Origin of the sequence: Streptomyces xiaopingdaonensis, assembly GCF_000262345.1 — a bacterium.
Classification (GTDB): domain Bacteria; phylum Actinomycetota; class Actinomycetes; order Streptomycetales; family Streptomycetaceae; genus Streptomyces; species Streptomyces xiaopingdaonensis.
In genome coordinates this window covers 21890-37165 of record NZ_AJTQ01000052.1, presented here as the reverse complement: position 1 = coordinate 37165, position 15276 = coordinate 21890, and the positions used below count along the sequence as shown (strand labels likewise).

Annotated in this window: 15 protein-coding genes; 8 read left to right on the top strand and 7 right to left on the bottom strand. The window is 74.1% G+C overall.

What is annotated here, in order from left to right; translation table 11 throughout:
• Positions 1 to 33: 33 nt before the first annotated feature.
• Together UWG_RS0103915 and UWG_RS31920 are read right to left on the bottom strand one after the other, a co-directional pair.
• Positions 34 to 603, bottom strand: coding sequence for a hypothetical protein (locus UWG_RS0103915; protein WP_016905902.1), 570 nt, complete (start codon positions 601 to 603; stop codon positions 34 to 36).
• Positions 604 to 2781 (bottom strand): DnaB-like helicase C-terminal domain-containing protein, encoded by a 2178-nt coding sequence (locus tag UWG_RS31920; RefSeq protein ID WP_078495580.1) that lies wholly within the window; start codon positions 2779 to 2781, stop codon positions 604 to 606.
• Positions 2782 to 3049: 268 nt separating this feature from the next.
• Here UWG_RS31920 and UWG_RS0103900 point away from each other — a divergent pair, with 268 nt between their 5' ends.
• Both UWG_RS0103900 and UWG_RS0103895 read left to right on the top strand, forming a co-directional pair.
• Positions 3050 to 3619, top strand: coding sequence for a M23 family metallopeptidase (locus UWG_RS0103900; RefSeq protein ID WP_237719973.1), 570 nt, complete (start codon positions 3050 to 3052; stop codon positions 3617 to 3619).
• A 114-nt stretch (positions 3620 to 3733) separates the two neighbouring features.
• On the top strand, positions 3734 to 4816 hold the full coding sequence (locus UWG_RS0103895) for a peptidoglycan recognition protein family protein (RefSeq protein WP_016905900.1): 1083 nt from the start codon (positions 3734 to 3736) through the stop codon (positions 4814 to 4816).
• 33 nt (positions 4817 to 4849) lie between these two features.
• Here UWG_RS0103895 and UWG_RS0103890 read toward each other — a convergent pair whose 3' ends face one another.
• Positions 4850 to 6352 carry an MFS transporter gene (locus UWG_RS0103890; RefSeq protein ID WP_016905899.1) on the bottom strand — a complete coding sequence of 501 codons (1503 nt, stop codon included), beginning with the start codon at positions 6350 to 6352 and terminating at the stop codon, positions 4850 to 4852.
• A 40-nt stretch (positions 6353 to 6392) separates the two neighbouring features.
• Positions 6393 to 7160, bottom strand: a complete 768-nt coding sequence (locus UWG_RS0103885) for a GntR family transcriptional regulator (protein WP_016905898.1) — start codon at positions 7158 to 7160, stop codon at positions 6393 to 6395.
• A gap of 219 nt (positions 7161 to 7379) precedes the next feature.
• Between UWG_RS0103885 and UWG_RS0103880 the strand changes: the two genes are divergently transcribed.
• Both UWG_RS0103880 and UWG_RS0103875 read left to right on the top strand, forming a co-directional pair.
• Positions 7380 to 7766 (top strand): DUF6479 family protein, encoded by a 387-nt coding sequence (locus UWG_RS0103880; RefSeq protein ID WP_033195952.1) that lies wholly within the window; start codon positions 7380 to 7382, stop codon positions 7764 to 7766.
• 153 nt (positions 7767 to 7919) lie between these two features.
• Complete coding sequence (locus UWG_RS0103875) at positions 7920 to 9065, top strand: PP2C family protein-serine/threonine phosphatase (protein ID WP_016905896.1); 1146 nt, start codon at positions 7920 to 7922, stop codon at positions 9063 to 9065.
• A gap of 37 nt (positions 9066 to 9102) precedes the next feature.
• On the opposite strand, the gene UWG_RS0103870 is transcribed toward UWG_RS0103875, so the two are convergent.
• Positions 9103 to 9345: a DUF397 domain-containing protein gene (locus UWG_RS0103870; RefSeq protein WP_016905895.1), complete on the bottom strand. Its 243-nt coding sequence runs from the start codon at positions 9343 to 9345 to the stop codon at positions 9103 to 9105.
• 372 nt (positions 9346 to 9717) lie between these two features.
• On the opposite strand from UWG_RS0103870, the gene UWG_RS0103865 reads away from it, so the two are divergent.
• From UWG_RS0103865 to UWG_RS0103850, 4 genes are all read left to right on the top strand, one after another.
• Entirely contained in the window at positions 9718 to 10200 is a 483-nt protein-coding gene (locus tag UWG_RS0103865) for a MarR family winged helix-turn-helix transcriptional regulator (RefSeq protein WP_016905894.1), read from the top strand.
• Positions 10197 to 11681 (top strand): MFS transporter, encoded by a 1485-nt coding sequence (locus UWG_RS0103860; RefSeq protein WP_016905893.1) that lies wholly within the window; start codon positions 10197 to 10199, stop codon positions 11679 to 11681. Before UWG_RS0103865 ends, UWG_RS0103860 begins: the two co-directional genes overlap by 4 nt.
• A 148-nt stretch (positions 11682 to 11829) precedes the next feature.
• Complete coding sequence (locus UWG_RS0103855; protein WP_016905892.1) at positions 11830 to 12384, top strand: NUDIX hydrolase; 555 nt, start codon at positions 11830 to 11832, stop codon at positions 12382 to 12384.
• Between the two features lie 99 nt (positions 12385 to 12483).
• Positions 12484 to 13311 (top strand): MOSC domain-containing protein, encoded by an 828-nt coding sequence (locus UWG_RS0103850; protein ID WP_029391145.1) that lies wholly within the window; start codon positions 12484 to 12486, stop codon positions 13309 to 13311.
• 6 nt (positions 13312 to 13317) lie between these two features.
• Here UWG_RS0103850 and UWG_RS0103845 read toward each other — a convergent pair whose 3' ends face one another.
• The gene (locus UWG_RS0103845; protein WP_016905890.1) at positions 13318 to 13710 is read right to left on the bottom strand and encodes a DUF779 domain-containing protein; all 393 of its coding nucleotides are present in this window, start codon (positions 13708 to 13710) and stop codon (positions 13318 to 13320) included.
• Complete coding sequence (exaC, locus tag UWG_RS0103840) at positions 13710 to 15233, bottom strand: acetaldehyde dehydrogenase ExaC (protein ID WP_016905889.1); 1524 nt, start codon at positions 15231 to 15233, stop codon at positions 13710 to 13712. Before exaC ends, UWG_RS0103845 begins: the two co-directional genes overlap by 1 nt.
• Positions 15234 to 15276 lie beyond the last annotated feature (43 nt).

Genomic DNA, 15276 nt, shown 5'->3' with positions numbered 1-15276 from the left:
GAGCGTCCGGCGTCGGGGGCCGTGCGGCCGCCGTCAGGCAGAGAAGCCGACGGACGTCACGTACTCGTACTTCCCCCACTGCGAGCCCAGGTCGACGATCTGCTCGACCCAGGCGTCGTCCAGGGCCGCGGCGTCCCCCGCGGCCCACGCCTCGACGATCGCGTCCCAGCGCCGGATGTTCAACCTGCGGTACTCCAGGACGCGTTGGCGCGGCACCAGCACCTCGGCCTGGTCGAGCGGGTGGATCTCGACGCGGGTGCCGCCCCGGCTGTTCAGGCGCTGGAGGAGGTACCGGGCGACGTTGCGGCGGCGGAGCGTCCAGTAAGCCCTGTCGATCCGGGCGAGGTTGGGGCGGTTGGGGCGCTGACGCTGCGCGAGCCATGCCCTGATCGTCCGCTGCGTGACGGTGAGGCCGGCGTCACGCATCGCCTCGTAGCCGGCGCTCGACCTCGTCAGGTACCGCAGGCGCGCCATGAGACCGCGCCTGGTGGTCACGGGTGACGCGATGCCGCCGACGAGGGAGTCGAGCACGCGGGCCGCGGCCTGGCTGCCGAGTTCGCCACGCGCGCCGTAGAGGCCGAACTGGTGTGTTCTCTCCGGCACTTACTCTCCCGGGTTCCCTGCCGCGTAGACGTCCTTCACCTTCACCTCGGAGACCCCGCGCCCCTCGGTGAAGACCGGGCGCCACTCCCCCGCCACGTGCAGCTCGTCCGTGCCCATCGCGCGGACGACGGGGACGCCCGCCTGGTGCGCCCTGTGCGCCTTGAGCCACAGGTTGACGAACGCCTGGGAGCGGATGATGTGCATCCAGTCGGGGCGGTAGAGGTCCCGGTTGAAGTGGGATTCTCCCATGGTGGAGACGAACTTGGAGTACATCGCCTTGACGTACTCGAGGGTCGTCTCGTCGTCCTCCTCGATCGCCCCGTCCCGCGCGTCCCTGAGGACCTGGCGGAACTTCTCCAGGAGGTTCTCCGTGGCGCCCGAGGTGTAGGACTCCAGGATCACGGGCGGGTCGCACAGGGCCCCGTACTTCCCCGTCGAGAGGCGCTTGAGGAGGCGGAGGGTGGGCTCGGTGACCCACACCGGGCCCGGCTCCTCGCGGTTGCCGAGGGGGTCGGGGAGGTGGTCGCCGTGCTCCCAGTCGGGCGGGGTGATCAGGTGCAGCCCGGCGCGGCGGGTCGAGTGCACGTTGCCCTCGGAGTGCTCCAGCGCGCCGAGCGGAAGGTGGGTCTTGAGCGCGGAGAGGTAGGCGCCGTTGATGTCGAGCGCGGTCACCTCGTGCCGCCCCGGCGGGAGTTGGGGGCGGGTCCAGCGCGGGCGGGCCTCCCAGATCTCGTCGGCGCCGTGTGCCGACTTCTTCCGCAGGATGCCCGGCAGCGGCGGATGGCCGACGACGTCGTAGCGCCCCCCGATCCGGCATGCGTCGAGCAGCTCCATCGCGTCCGGGATCGCCCGCCTGACGAGCGCGGCGGCGGCCTCGTCCGCGTCGCCCCCGTGCTCGTCGAGCACCTGCGCCACCGTGCGGGCGATGCGCCCGTCGACGCCGGTGCCGGCGGGACGGGTGCGGCCGTGTGCGGGACTCGGACCGCGTGCAGGGGCCGGTGCGGGGGCAGGGGCAGGCGCGGGGGCAGGCGCGGGCGCCGGGGCCGCCGCGTCGAGGAAGCGGGCGTGCGCGGTGTCGGGGCGCAGGGTGACGCGGGCGCGGGTGCCGAAGTCCCGTTCCTCGACGCGGAGTCGGGCGTCCTCCTCGGTACGGGTGAGGAGCAGCGTGGTGTCGGCGTCGAGGGAGGTGACGGTCTCGGGCGCGTCGGAGTCGACGACGGCGAGCACCGGCACCGCAAGGTCCCGGGCGAGCCGCGAGAGGGCGCGGGCCGCGGAGGGCAGCGCGGCGCCGGAGAGCGGGAGCGCCTCGTCGGGGGCGTGCTGGAGGCGGTCGACGACGACGAGGGCGAGCCCCTCGATCCACGGGGCGGTCTCTGCCACCGCTTCGGGGGTCAACTCGGCGCCGTCGTCGATGTGGACGGGGGCCCGGGTGAGGCTGGCGGTGGCGGCCTCGACGGCGGTGTGCTCGGGGGGCGTCAGGTTTCCCGAGCGGAGCCGGCGGTAGTCGGCGCCCGACTCCGCCGAGACGATGCGGGCGGCGACGTCGGCCCTCGTCAGCCCGGAGGCCGCGTAGAGGACGGGACGGCCGAGGCGGAGAGCGGCGTGCCGGGCGACGTTCACCGCGAGGAGGCTTCCGCCGGCTCCCGGCGCCGCGGCGACGAGGCTGAGCTTTCCCGCGAGGAGCCCGCCGGTCGCGGAGTCGAGGTCGGCGAGACCGTACGGGAGGGTGGGCGCCGTGACGTCGCCGAGCGTGTCGCCGAGAGCGGCGAGGCGGCGGGGCGCGGGGGCCGACTCCGGTGCCGCGTCGGGGCGCCGGGGCTGGAGGCGGGCGGCGTCGAGGAGCACGGCGACGGCGACACCGTGGCGGGTGAGGACGTGCGCCACCGGGTCGGAGGGCGCGGTGGCGCGGCGGACGAGGTCGCCGAGCTTGGCGCGGGCCGCGCTGAGGGGGACGCGTCCGGCGGTCCCGGCGAGGAGTCCGGGGAGCGACTCGGCGAGCGGCAGCGGCGCGACGGCGGCGAGGCGCTCGCCTTCCCAGGCGACGAGGGTGACGCGTTCCCGGTGCTCGGCGTCGGCGACGAGTCGGCCCCAGTGCCTGGACCGCGCCTCCTCGACGCCCACGGGGTCCCCGTAGCTCTCCCGGAGGAGACGCAGGCGAGGGGACGGGACTTCGGTCATGTGCCACCAGCCCACTCGTGTGCACCGGACTGAAGGAGGTCCGGCTGACGTTGCAAGGGTCCTTACGGTTGCGCGCCCCTCTGGTTCCGGGCTCGCGGTAAGCCAGCTTACAAAGTCGCGCGGGGAACGGCTGCGCACGGTCGTCGGCACGCCGCAGGTCGCGGCGGAGGAGGCGCCAACCGCGCGGCGGGCGGGCGGTGTTGGCCGAGTTCGGCGCCGTTCTCCGCGCGTAGCTAATCCGGCGCAAGAGGGAGACATTGTCGCGTACATGAGCAAGACTGCGGGGTGGATGCCGGGGACCCGCACCGACGAAGGGAGAAGAATGTCCCGCAAGCGCAGAGGTGCCGTCGTTCTCGCGGCGAGCGGGGTACTGAGCGTCGCCGCCGCGGCGCCCGCCCTCGCCGCAAGCTCCGACTCCCCCCGGACGCAGGGGAGTTCGGCCTCCTACGCGGCGTCGTGCCCCGTAGCGGCCGAGATCAGCCAGGGTTACCACGAGGGCCACGACGGGGTCGACCTCGCCGCGCCCCTCGGCACGCCCATCCACGCGGCAGGGCCGGGCGAGGTCACCGAGTCCGGGCCGGCCACCGGATACGGGCAGTGGGTGCGCATCCGGCACGACGACGGCTCGGTCACCGAGTACGGGCACATGTACGAGAGGTTCGTCGCCGTCGGCGACACCGTCGACGGCGGGCAGCGGATCGCCTCCGTCGGCAGCGAGGGCGAGTCGACTGGTCCGCACCTGCACTTCGAGGTACATCTCGACGGTGGCTACGGCTTCGGCGACGACCCGGTGGCCTACCTGGCGGAACGCGGGGTCCCGCTGCCCTGCACGCCGTAACCCCCGCCGCGCACCCGCACACGACTCTCCCCGCTCCCCCGACCGGCACCCCCACGGAGCCGACCGGAGGAGCCGCGCATTCTCCAACCCCCCACACCGCAAAAGGAGATCGTCATGGCAAGCCACTCCCCCCTGGGACGCCGCTCCCTGCTCGCGGGCGGCCTCACCGTGTCGGCCGTCGGAGCCCTCGGGCTGGGCGTCGCCTCCGCGGGCGCCGCGCCGCAGAGGACGCAGCCGGGACGCGCCGGCGCCGACTCGAAGGAGCCCAGAATCTACGACACCCAGGAGTGGGGCGCCCGGGAGCCGGACGGGCAGATCGTCGTCCTCGACCGGGTGCCCACCTACATCGTGGTGCACCACACGGCGGAGCCGGGCAACAGTGAGGACTACTCGCTCGAGCACGCGATGCAGATCTGCCGCGACATCCAGGACTTCCACATGGACGGGCAGGGCTGGGGCGACACCGGGCAGCAGTTCACCAACAGCCGCGGCGGGTACGCGCTGGAAGGGCGCCACCGCAGCCTCGAGGTGGTGCGCGGCGGGACGCAGCACGTGCAGGGCGCCAACGTCGCCGACCACAACAGCGAGGTCATCGGCATCGAGAACGAGGGCCTCTACAGCGAGGTCGACGTCCCCGAAGCGCTGTGGGACTCGCTCGTCTCGCTCGTCGCCTGGATCGCCACCCAGTACGACCGCCCGGTCGAGAACATCATGGGCCACCGGGACTTCAACTCCACCGAGTGCCCGGGCGAGGTCCTCTACGGACGCCTCCAGGAGCTGCGCGAGGCGGTCGCCGGCGCGATGGGCACGCGGGCGCCGGCCGCGCCGCTCGCCTGGCCGCTGCTGAAGCCGGGGAGCTCGGGGCCCCGGGTGCGCGCGGCGCAGCACCTGCTGCGCGCCGCCGGCTTCCTCTCGGTGCGCGCCGACGGCGTCTTCGGCCCGGAGACGAAGCGCGCCGTGGTGAAGCTCGCCGACTCCGCGGGCGTGAAACCGCACACCTGCTCGGCGCTGCACCACTCGAAGGTGGACGAGACCGGCTTCCTCGGTTCCGACATCTGGCCGCTGCTGACGCCGCGCGTGACGGCCGGCTCCGGCAGCGAGGTGTCCGACGCGGTGACGCAACTCCGCCGTGCCGGCGGCGAGTTGAAGACCAGCGGCGTGCTGGGCAAGGACGACTGGAAGCGCCTGCTCGCCTGACGTCCACCGGGGGCCGGCCTCGCGCCGGCCCCCTCACCCCGCCCGGTGCCGCACCCCGCGCCCCACGGGCAGCGCGGCGAGCGCGATGCCGGCGGCGAGGACGAGGGTCGCCGTGTGCACGGCACCGGTGAAGGCGGCGAGGATGCCGGGGTCCAGCGCCTCGCCCGCACCGGCCTCCGTGGCGCGGGCCCTGGCTGCGGGCACCGTGGTGGGGACCGGCTCGCCGGTGAGCCGCTCCGGGAGCCGCGCGGTGAAGCCCGCCGTGACGAGGCTGCCGGTGACCGCGATACCGAAGGCGCTCCCCAACTCCCGGGTGAGCGACTGGAGTCCGGACCCGGCCCCGGCGCGCTCGCCCGGCAGCGCGGAGACCATGGCCTCGGAGAAGACGGGCGTGGCGATGCCGCAGCCGAGCGCGGTGAGTACGGCGCCGCAGGCGTAGAGGGCGTACGGCGTGTGCGGGTCGATCCGCGAGACGACGGCGAGCCCCGCGGCGAGCACGAGCATGCCGCCCGCCGCTGCCGCTCCGTCGCCGAGCAGGCGGCGCAGCAGCAGTCCGCAGCGCGGCCCCGCGAGGAGCGCAGCAGCCATCGGCAGCAGGCGGACCCCCGCACCGAGCGGCCCCGCGCCCTGTACGTACTGGAGGTACTGCCCGTTGAGGAGGAAGAGCCCGAACATCCCCGTGAAGAGGAGCGCCATCCCCGCGGCCGCGGCGAGGACGCGGGGGCTCGTCAGCAGAGCCGGGTCCAGCAGCGGGTGCCGGGCGCGGAGTTCGCTGCCCGCCCAGGCCGGCCCGAGGAACGCGGCAGCGGCGAAGGCGCAGAGGACGGGTGCGCTGCCCCACCCCTGCTGCGGTCCGGAGACGACGGCGTAGAGCAGTGCCGCGACGGCGCCGGTGAGCAGCACGGCTCCGGGCCAGGAGACGGGCCGCGGGGTGCGGGGCACGGCGGGCGCGAGCGCGGCGACGAGGAGCAGCGCGCCGCAGGCGAGCGGCGTGACGGTGAGGAAGAGCGCCCTCCAGGAGCCGAGTTCGAGGGCCGCGCCGCCTCCCACGTTGCCGAGGACGGCGGCGAGCCCCGTCATCGAGGCCCAGACGGCGACGGCGCGGGAACGCTCGGCGCCCGTCCTCTCGTGGACGAGGAGCGCAAGCGTGGTCGGCAGCACGGCGGCCGCCCCGGCCCCGCTCAGCGCCCGCCCGGCGATGAGCGCACCGACGTGCGGCGCCGCCGCGCAGGCGAGGTTCCCGAGCGTGAAGAGGCCGAGCCCCACGAGGAGTACCCCCTTGCGCCCGAGCCTGTCGGCGAGCGCGCCCGCGGGCAGCAGGAGGCAGGCGAAGGTGAGGAGGTATCCGTCGACGACCCACACCACGGCGGTGGCGGAGGGCCGCACGGGGTCGGCGGAGATCTCGGGGATGGCGAGGTTGACGGCGGAGACCATGCCGACGACGAGGGTGACGCTGAGGCACATCGCGGCGGTGAGTCCGCGCCTGCCCGGGGTGCGGCGGCTCGGCTCGGCGGTCTCGTGCAGTGCGTGGCGCACCGCTTACCTCCTGGTGTGCGGCGGGTGTCGGGAGCGGCGGTCAGGCGCCGGCGGACGGGCGGTCGAGTTCGGCGTGGAGGGTGAGGCGGTCGCCGCGCAGGTGGAGGAGCTCGACGTCGGCGGGCCGGCCGTCGGCGAGGCGGACGAGGCGCTCGACGGCGAGGACGGCGCCGCCCTCGGGCATGCCGAGGACCTCGCGGGTTGCCGGGTCGGCGGCGACCGCCTGGACGGAGACCTCGGCGCGGCCGAGCGGCGCACCCGCCGCGGTCTCGATGAGGTGGAAGACGTCGTGGTGTTCGAGGACGGCGCACTCCAGGGCGAGGAGCGGGTCACCGACCTCGGCGAGAAGGTAGGTCGAGTCGAGGGAGAGGGGCGCGCCGTCGAGACGGCGCAGCCGCTCCAGGTAGACGGCTTCGTCCCCGGGCTCCAACCGCAGCTTCCGCGCGACGTCGGCGGGCGGCCGGACGCGTCGCGCCTCGCGGACGGTGTTGACGACGTCGCCGTGGTGGTGGAGCACCTCGGCGAGGCCGGCGAGCTGTGCGAGCGGATGCCGGTAGGGGCGGCCGCGCACGAGGGTGCCGATGCCGCGGCGGCGCTCCACGACGCCTTCCTGCGCGAGGAGGGCGAGCGCCTCGCGGACCGCGTTGCGGGAGACGTCGAACTCCGCGGCGAGGAGCCGTTCCTCCGGGAGGCGGCCGCCGGGGAACCCGTCGCCGGCGATCTGGCGGCGCAGTACGCCCGCGACCCTGCGCGCGTGGTCGGCCCGGCGCATGGCGCGGTGGGCCTCGGTCGGGCTCTCCTCCGCCATCGGCGCCCGCACCTCCCGCGTACTCGTGTGGACCGGAGCCGCAGGGGGCGGCGCCGCCTGGGAACCGTAGGGCTCGGGTGTTTCCTGCACGTTACGCCACCCGTCCTGACCTGCGAAGATGTAGTGACCTGCAGGAAGCAGCGCAGGGGTGGGTGCTCCGCCACCGGACGGAGCGGCACCGCTCTGCGTAAGAAGCTCCTCGTGTGGAACCCGCGGGTCATGACTACCTACAGCGCACTCACCGCCGTCGCGGACGGACCCGTGGTGCTCGCCGCCACCCGCGACCTGCTCGTCGGGATCGTGCCGCTGGTGCTGGGTATCGGGGTCGTCTCGATGCTGATCCTCGCCGTCGTCTACGGCCAGCGGCTCCGCCGGAGGGGCGACATGCGCCAGTCGGGCTCGCCGCCTCCGCATCCGGGCCCCGAGACCACGGACGACCAAGAGCAGATGGACTCGGCCGACGTACCGCACGACGGCCGCCGACGGATGCCGTACGAGTTCAGTACGCAGAACACGACGGGCCGCAGGATCACGGGACGCCCGCCGCGTTGGCGCCCCGGAGGCAGCGGCGGGTTCGGCTCGGGCGGCCCCGGGCACACCTCGTGAACCCGGCGCCCGGCTCCTCTCCCTCGCGGGGAGGGGACGGGCGCCGTTTCTCGGTGGTAAGGGGAGCGGAGGCCGTGGCCGGGACGTACGGTCGGCGCATGGGAGCGGCTGATCGGAGGCGCGATGGTCTGGGGCAGGAGAAGGTGGGAGGCGATGCGGCTGCCGCCCCGTCTCCGACCGGGTCGCGGCTCCGGTCTCTCGTCCCGGCAGGACCCGGTGGAGACGTACGGCGGGCGGGTGTTGGGGACGCCGGGCGCGATCGCGATCCTGCTGCTCATCGGCGGCGTCCTGATGGACCTCTACGGGCCGTACGCCTACCTGGGGCTGCCGCTGCTCGCCGCCGCGCCGCTCGCCGCGGGCGCGATGCTCTCGTTCGCGATGAGCGCGGCGTTCGGCGCCCTCGCGTGCACGACGTCGATCCTGGTCGACCTGCACCTGGGGCGCCCGGTTTCCGGGCTCCTCGTCGACCTCGCGGACGTGGCGATGACGAGCGCGCTGGCGATGGGGATCAACATCCTCATCGGCCGGCAGCAGTACCGACTGGCACAGGCGCGCGGGGTGGCGGAGGCGGCGCAGCGTGCCGTGCTCCCCGATCCGCCGGCGCGGGTGGGCCCCGTGGCGGTGGCCGCGCGGTACGAGGCGGCGCAGAGCGAGGCACGGATCGGCGGTGACCTCTTCGCGGTGCAGATGACGCCGTTCGGCGTGCGCGCGGTCATCGGGGACGTGCGGGGAAAGGGGCTGCAGGCGATCACGTCGGTCTCGGTGGCGATCGGCGCGTTCCGTCAGGAGGCGGAGCAGGCGCCGACGCTGCCGCTCCTCGCCAGGCAGCTCGATCTGGCCCTCTCCCGGGAGAGCGAACGCGTGGGCGACGCCGAGGAGTTCACGACGGCGATCCTCGTGGAGATCTCGGCGGACGGCGGCACCGCACGGCTCGTCAACCGCGGCCACCCGTCGCCGTACCTGGTCCGTACGAACGAGGCGGTGCTGTTGGAGCCGGCGGTCCCCGAACTGCCGCTGGGAATGGGGCTGCCGGTGGTGGAGGGGGTGGAGCCGCCCCCCGCCGACGCCGTCGCGCTCCCGCCGGGCGCCTCGCTGCTGCTCTTCACCGACGGGGTGACGGAGGCCCGCGATGCGAGCGAGGTCTTCTTCGACCCCGCCCCCGGCCTGAGCAGAGGGCGGTACAGCGATCCGGCGGCGCTCGTCGACACGTTGGTCGCGGATGTGAAGGCGTGGACGGGGTACCAGCCGCAGGACGACATGGCGATCATGGCGCTCACCCGGGAGGCGGAGGCGGCGTGAGGACGGCCGGCGCCTTCCGCAGGCGCCGGCTCGGGGCTCAGCAGCCGAGCAGGAAGTCCGCCTCCCCCGACTTGACGCCTTCGAGGAAAGCCGCGAACTCGTCGGAGCTCCAGACCAGTGCGGGCCCGTCCGGATCGGTGGACTGCCGTAGGGCGACGCGTTGCCCGCTGAGCTTCTTCGCTTCGAGGCAGGCACCCCCGTTCTGCCCGCTCCAGGGCTTGTGCCAGCCCTCGGTGCCGAGTTCGCGTGCGCTGGCGTGGCTCTGAGCCGATTCGTTCATCGCTCGTACTCTTTCCGCAGATGGTGCAGGCAGGTGCGGTCCGGGCGGCGTTCGGTCGCCCTCCGGAGACCCGCTGGGCTTCGGGGGGCCCGAAGCGGCGCCAACACCGCCGTGACGCGGCGGCATTGGAGCCTTCCTTGCGCTCGCAGTCGAAGCGAGCATATTGAAATTATCAGATAGATACTTGCGGACGGAACCCTGCACTTTGCGTTTCACGTCGACCCGTTGAACCGTTGCATCGTCCAACAACGCTGCACACACGGTTGGTTGACGCTCCGTCACATGGCGCGGCAACGTTGCAACTGCGCATCGCTGGGCAACAAAAGACAGGAAATCTTGCAAGTTCACCTGTCGAAAACTACTCTGCGCGCCATGTCCAGCCCCCGTTGCGGCCCGCCCGGCGTCCCCGCCCGACGCCCCGCCGCGGGCGATCCCCGAGAGGCCGCCGCCCTCGCGGCGAGCCTCGCGACCACAGCCGCGCTCCTCCAACGGCGGCTGCGCGCGGCTTCGTCGGGGAACGGGCTCACTGCGTCGCAGCGCTCGGCGCTCGCCCGGCTCGTCGAGTCGGGCCCCTCGACGATCGCCGGGCTCGCCCGCGCCGAACTCGTCCGCCCCCAGTCGATGCGCGCCACCCTCGTCGCCCTCGAGGAACGCGGCCTCGTGACGCGGCAGGCCCACCCCACCGACGGCCGCCAGGTCCAGCTCGCGCCGACGCAGGCGGGACGCCAGGAACTCGCCGCGCTCCGGCAGGCGAAGCACGGCTGGCTCGCCGCCCGCCTGTGCGCGCTCGGAGGGCCGGAGCTGCGCCAGGTCGCCGAAGCGGCGGAAGTGCTCCGCGAGTTGGTCGAGGAGTGAGCGCGGCGGAGGACGACGCACGAGGTGCGGGCACACCCTCCGCGCACCGGCCCCCCGGCACCACGCACCGCACGGGTCCGCTCCCCCGCGCCCACCGTCCGCGACGGAAGGGGGTGCCGTCGGGCACCGCTGCCCCGGCCGGCGGGCGTTCGCCGTACCGGGCGCGCCTGATGGCCCCGCTTCTGCTCGCCGCGGTGCTCAACCCGCTCAACTCCACGATGATCGCGACGAGTCTCGTCTCGATCGGCGGCGACCTCGGGGTCGGCGCCGCCTCCACCGCGTGGCTGGTCTCGGTCCTGTACCTCACGAGCGCCGTGGCGCAACCCGTCCTCGGAGGGGTCGCCGACCGCACGGGCCCGCGGCGCGTCCTCGCGGGCGGCCTCGTCCTGGTCGCCGCCGCAGGGGCCGTGGGACTCACGGCGGTGCAGTTGTGGCCGCTCGTCGTCTCGCGAGGGCTGCTCGGCGTGGGAACGGCGGCCGCGTACCCGTCGGCGATGGCACTGTTGCGCGCGAGGGCGCACGCCACCGGAGTGCCGCTTCCCCGCCGGGTGTTGGGGCTGATGTCCATGGCCGCGCTCGGCAGCACCGCGCTCGGTCCCGTCCTCGGCGGGCTGCTCTCCGCGACGGTCGGCTGGCGTGCGACCTTCGCGCTCAACGTGCCCCTCGCCCTGCTCGCGCTCGTCCTCGCGTACGCCTGGCTGCCGCGCGACCCACCGCGGACCGCGCACGCCGCGCGGACCGACTGGCCGGGCGTCGTGCTCTTCGCCGCCTCGCTCACCGCCGTGCTGCTCTTCGTCATGCGGCTCGACGCTCCCCCGTGGTGGCTGCTGCCCGTCGCGGGGGCGCTCTGCTGCGGGCTCGTCGCCGTCGAACTGCGCCGGGCCGCGCCCTTCCTCGACCTGCGGCTGCTCCGTGCGCACCCGGCCCTCGCCCGGACCTACCTGCGGCACGGCCTCGCCTACCTCGTCGTGTACTGCGTCATGTACGGCTGGGCGCAGTGGCTGGAGGAGGCGCACGGCGCCACGCCGCTCCAGGCGGGCCTCGCCATGCTGCCGATGTCCCTTGCGGCGACGGCCTGTTCGCTGCCGGCCGCGCGGACGGGCACGCTCCGCGGGCCCCTCGTCCTCGCCGCGCTGCTCACCGGGGGCGGAGCACTCGCGCTCGTCCTCGTCTCCGAGGGGACGCCGCTGCTCGTCCTCGCCGGCGTCTCGGTCCTCTTCGGTGTCCCGCAGGGGCTCGTCGGGACCGGCAACCAGGCCGCCGTCTACGCGCAGGCGCCGCCCGGCGGCACGGGCGCGGCCGCCGGCTTCCAGCGCACCTCGCAGTACCTCGGCGCGATGACGGCGGCCGGCCTGATCGGGCTCTTCTTCCAGAGCCGCGCCGACGACGCGGGCCTGCACCGCATAGGCGCCACCTGCGGCGTCCTCGCGCTCGCGCTCCTCGCCCTCATCGCGACCGACCGGGCGCTGCGACGCCACTGACCAGGAAAGGCGCGGGTACGCACCGGCCGGAGGAAACCCGCTTGAGACGGCACGGGACGGCGGGCTACCGTCCACGACCGGTCCGGGCGCCGGTCGGCGCACGCCAACACCCCTGCGGCGCGGGCACGTTGCCGCGGAAGGAGCCGTCATGGCGACAACCGCCCTGCTCGACGTGGTCCGCGCGCACCGCGCCGAGGACGCCGCGGAGGAGAAGGCGCTCGCCCGCGCCCGGGAGCTGGCGGCGGAGGCCGCGCCGTGGAGCCGGGCGACCCCGCTGCACTTCACCGCCTCCGCCCTCGTCGTCGCACCCCGCAGCGGGCGGGTGCTCCTGCGCTGGCACCAGCGCCAGCAGCAGTGGCTGCAGGTCGGCGGGCACGCCGACCCGGGCGAGGAGCTGCCGCTCGACGTCGCGCTGCGCGAAGCCGCCGAGGAGACGGGCCTGCCCGATCTCGCCCCCTGGCCCGACGCGGCCCTCCTCCACCTCGTCCGCGTCCCCGTCGCCCCCGGCCGCGACGAACCGGCCCACGAGCACCTCGACCTCCGCTTCGTCCTCGCCACCCGCGTCCCCGGGCAGGTGCGCGAGGAGCACCCCGAAGCCCCCTTGCGGTGGCTGGAGTTCGCCGAGGCGAGGCGGCTCACCGGGGTGGCGAACGTACGCGCCAGCCTCGACCGCGCCGAGCGCCTCCTCGGTGCCGGCGGCTGACCGGCCGTCGACCGCGGTCCGCGTCCGGTCCCGGCGTCGCGGGCGGCACTGTGGCGGACCGCGCCCCGAATACCCGTACGCAGTGGCAGAATCCGGGGCATGACGCCACCCACGCTGCTGTCGCTCCACGTCCATCCCGTCAAAGCGCTGGGGGGCACCCCGTGTGCGGAGATGCTCGTCCAGCCGTGGGGTCCTGCGGGTGACCGCAGGTGGGTGGTGAGTTCGCCGGCCGGCGTCGCGTTGACGCAGCGCGAGCACCCGCGGCTCGCGCTCGCCACCGCGGAGCCCCGGCCCGGCGGCGCGGCGCGGATCAGCGCGCCGGGTCGTGCCGCCCTTTCGCTTCCGGCGCCGCTCGACGACGCCGAGGCGGCGGTCGTCACGGTCGCGGGCTCCAAGGTCGAGGGGCTCCGGGGCCCCGCGGAGGCCGAGGCGTGGTTCGGCGGGTTCCTCGGTACGGAGGCGGAGCTCGTCCACCTCGACGCACCCGCCGTACGCCGCCCGCTCGGCCCGGAGTTCGCCCGCCCGGACGGCACGGTCTCGTTCGCCGACGGCGCTCCGCTGCTGCTCACCTCCGTCTCGTCGCTCGACGCGCTCAACTCCCTCGTCGCGCAGGGCGACCACGCCGGGGAGGGCCCGCTCCCGATGGACCGGTTCCGCCCCAACCTCGTCGTCGAGGGCGCGGCGCCCTGGGCGGAGGACGGCTGGCGCCGCCTGCGCATCGGCGAGGTCGTCTTCGAGGTGGCCATGGCCTGCTCCCGCTGCGTGGTGACGACGACCGACCAGTCCACGGCGGTGCGGGGCAAGGAGCCGCTGCGCACCCTGGCCCGCCACCGTCGCCTCGGCGACCGACTGCCCTTCGGGCAGCTGCTGGTGCCGGAGCATCCGGGCAGGGTGCGCAGCGGGGACTCGGTCGAGGTGCTGGAGTGACGGTGCTCAGCCGTCGGACTCCAGCAGCCTCGAGCGGATGAGGAAGCGGACGCCCTCGGGAGCCTCCAGCGAGAAGCCGCTGCCGCGTCCAGGCACCACGTCCACGGTCAGGTGGGTGTGGCTCCAGTACTCGTACTGGCTCGCCGAGATCCAGAACGGCACGGGCTCGGGCACGCCGTCGACTCGGAGTTCGCCGAGGAGGACGTCCCCCTCGCCCGTGCGGAACTCGCCGCGCTCGTAGCACATCGGGCTGCTGCCGTCGCAGCAGCCGCCGGACTGGTGGAACATCAGCGGACCGTGCATCCCGGTGAGCGAGCGCAGCAGGTCGGCGGCGGCCTCGGTGAACGCGACCCGCTCGGCGTCCGGCGGTCCTGCCGCGGTCCTCGCCTGCTCGGCCATCAGAAGAGGCCCATCCTGGCTTCGCCGTAGCTGACGAGGAGGTTCTTGGTCTGCTGGTAGTGGTCGAGCATCATCCGGTGGTTCTCGCGGCCGATCCCCGACTGCTTGTAGCCGCCGAAGGCGGCGTGCGCCGGGTACTGGTGGTAGCAGTTGGTCCACACGCGACCCGCCTGGATGGCGCGGCCCGCACGGTAGGCGGTGTTGCCGTCGCGGCTCCAGACGCCCGCCCCCAGGCCGTAGAGGGTGTCGTTGGCGAGGCTCATCGCCTCGTCGAAACCGTCGAACCCGGTGACGGAGACGACGGGACCGAAGATCTCCTCCTGGAAGACCCGCATCCGGTTGCCGCCCTCCAGGATCGTCGGCGTGACGTAGTAGCCGCCCGCCAACTCGCCGCCGAGCTCGGCGCGTTCGCCGCCGGTGAGGACGCGCGCACCCTCCTGGCGGCCGATGTCGAGGTAGGAGAGGATCTTCTCCAGTTGGTCGTTGGACGCCTGCGCGCCGACCATCGTGTCGGTGTCGAGAGGGTGGCCCTGGACGATCCGCTCGGTCCTGGCGATACCGGCGTCGAGGAAGTCCCGGTAGTGGCCGCGCTGGATGAGGGCGCGCGAGGGGCAGGTGCACACCTCGCCCTGGTTGAGCGCGAAAAGGGTGAACCCCTCCAACGCCTTGTCGAGGAAGGCGTCTTCGGAGGCGGAGACGTCGTCGAAGAAGATGTTGGGGCTCTTGCCGCCGAGCTCCAGCGTGACCGGCTTCAGGCTCTCGGAGGCGTACTGCATGATCAGGCGCCCGGTGGTGGTCTCCCCCGTGAACGCGATCTTGGCGACCCGCGGGCTCGCGGCGAGCGGCTTGCCCGCCTCGGCGCCGAAGCCGTTGACGATGTTGACGACGCCAGGCGGCAGCAGGTCGGCGACGAGGCTCATCCAGTAGTGGATCGACGCCGGTGTCTGCTCGGCCGGCTTGAGGACCACCGCGTTCCCCGCGGCGAGTGCGGGAGCCAGCTTCCAAACGGCCATCAGCAGCGGGAAGTTCCACGGGATGATCTGCCCGACGACGCCGAGCGGCTCGTGGAAGTGGTAGGCGACCGTCTCCTCGTCGATCTGCGAGATGCCGCCCTCCTGCGCCCTGATCACACCGGCGAAGTACCGGAAGTGGTCGATGGCGAGGGGGATGTCGGCGGCGAGCGTCTCGCGCACCGGCTTGCCGTTCTCCCAGCTCTCGGCGACGGCGAGGGCCTCCAGGTGCTCCTCCATGCGGTCGGCGACGCGGTTGAGGACGAGGGCGCGGTCGGCGGGCGCTGTCCGTCCCCAGGAGCCGGCCGCCGCGTGCGCGGCGTCGACGGCGCTTTCGACGTCCTCCGCCGTGCCGCGGGCGATCTCGGTGAAGGGCTGTCCGTTGACGGGGGTGGGGTTCTCGAAGTACCCGCCCTGCTTGGGGGCGACGTAGGCGCCGCCGATCCAGTGGTCGTAGCGCGGCTGGTAGGTAACGAGGGCGCCCTCGGTGCCAGGGGCGGCGTAGCGGCTCATACTCTGCCTCCCGTCCTCGGCCGGCGGGCGATCCGCCGGCGTC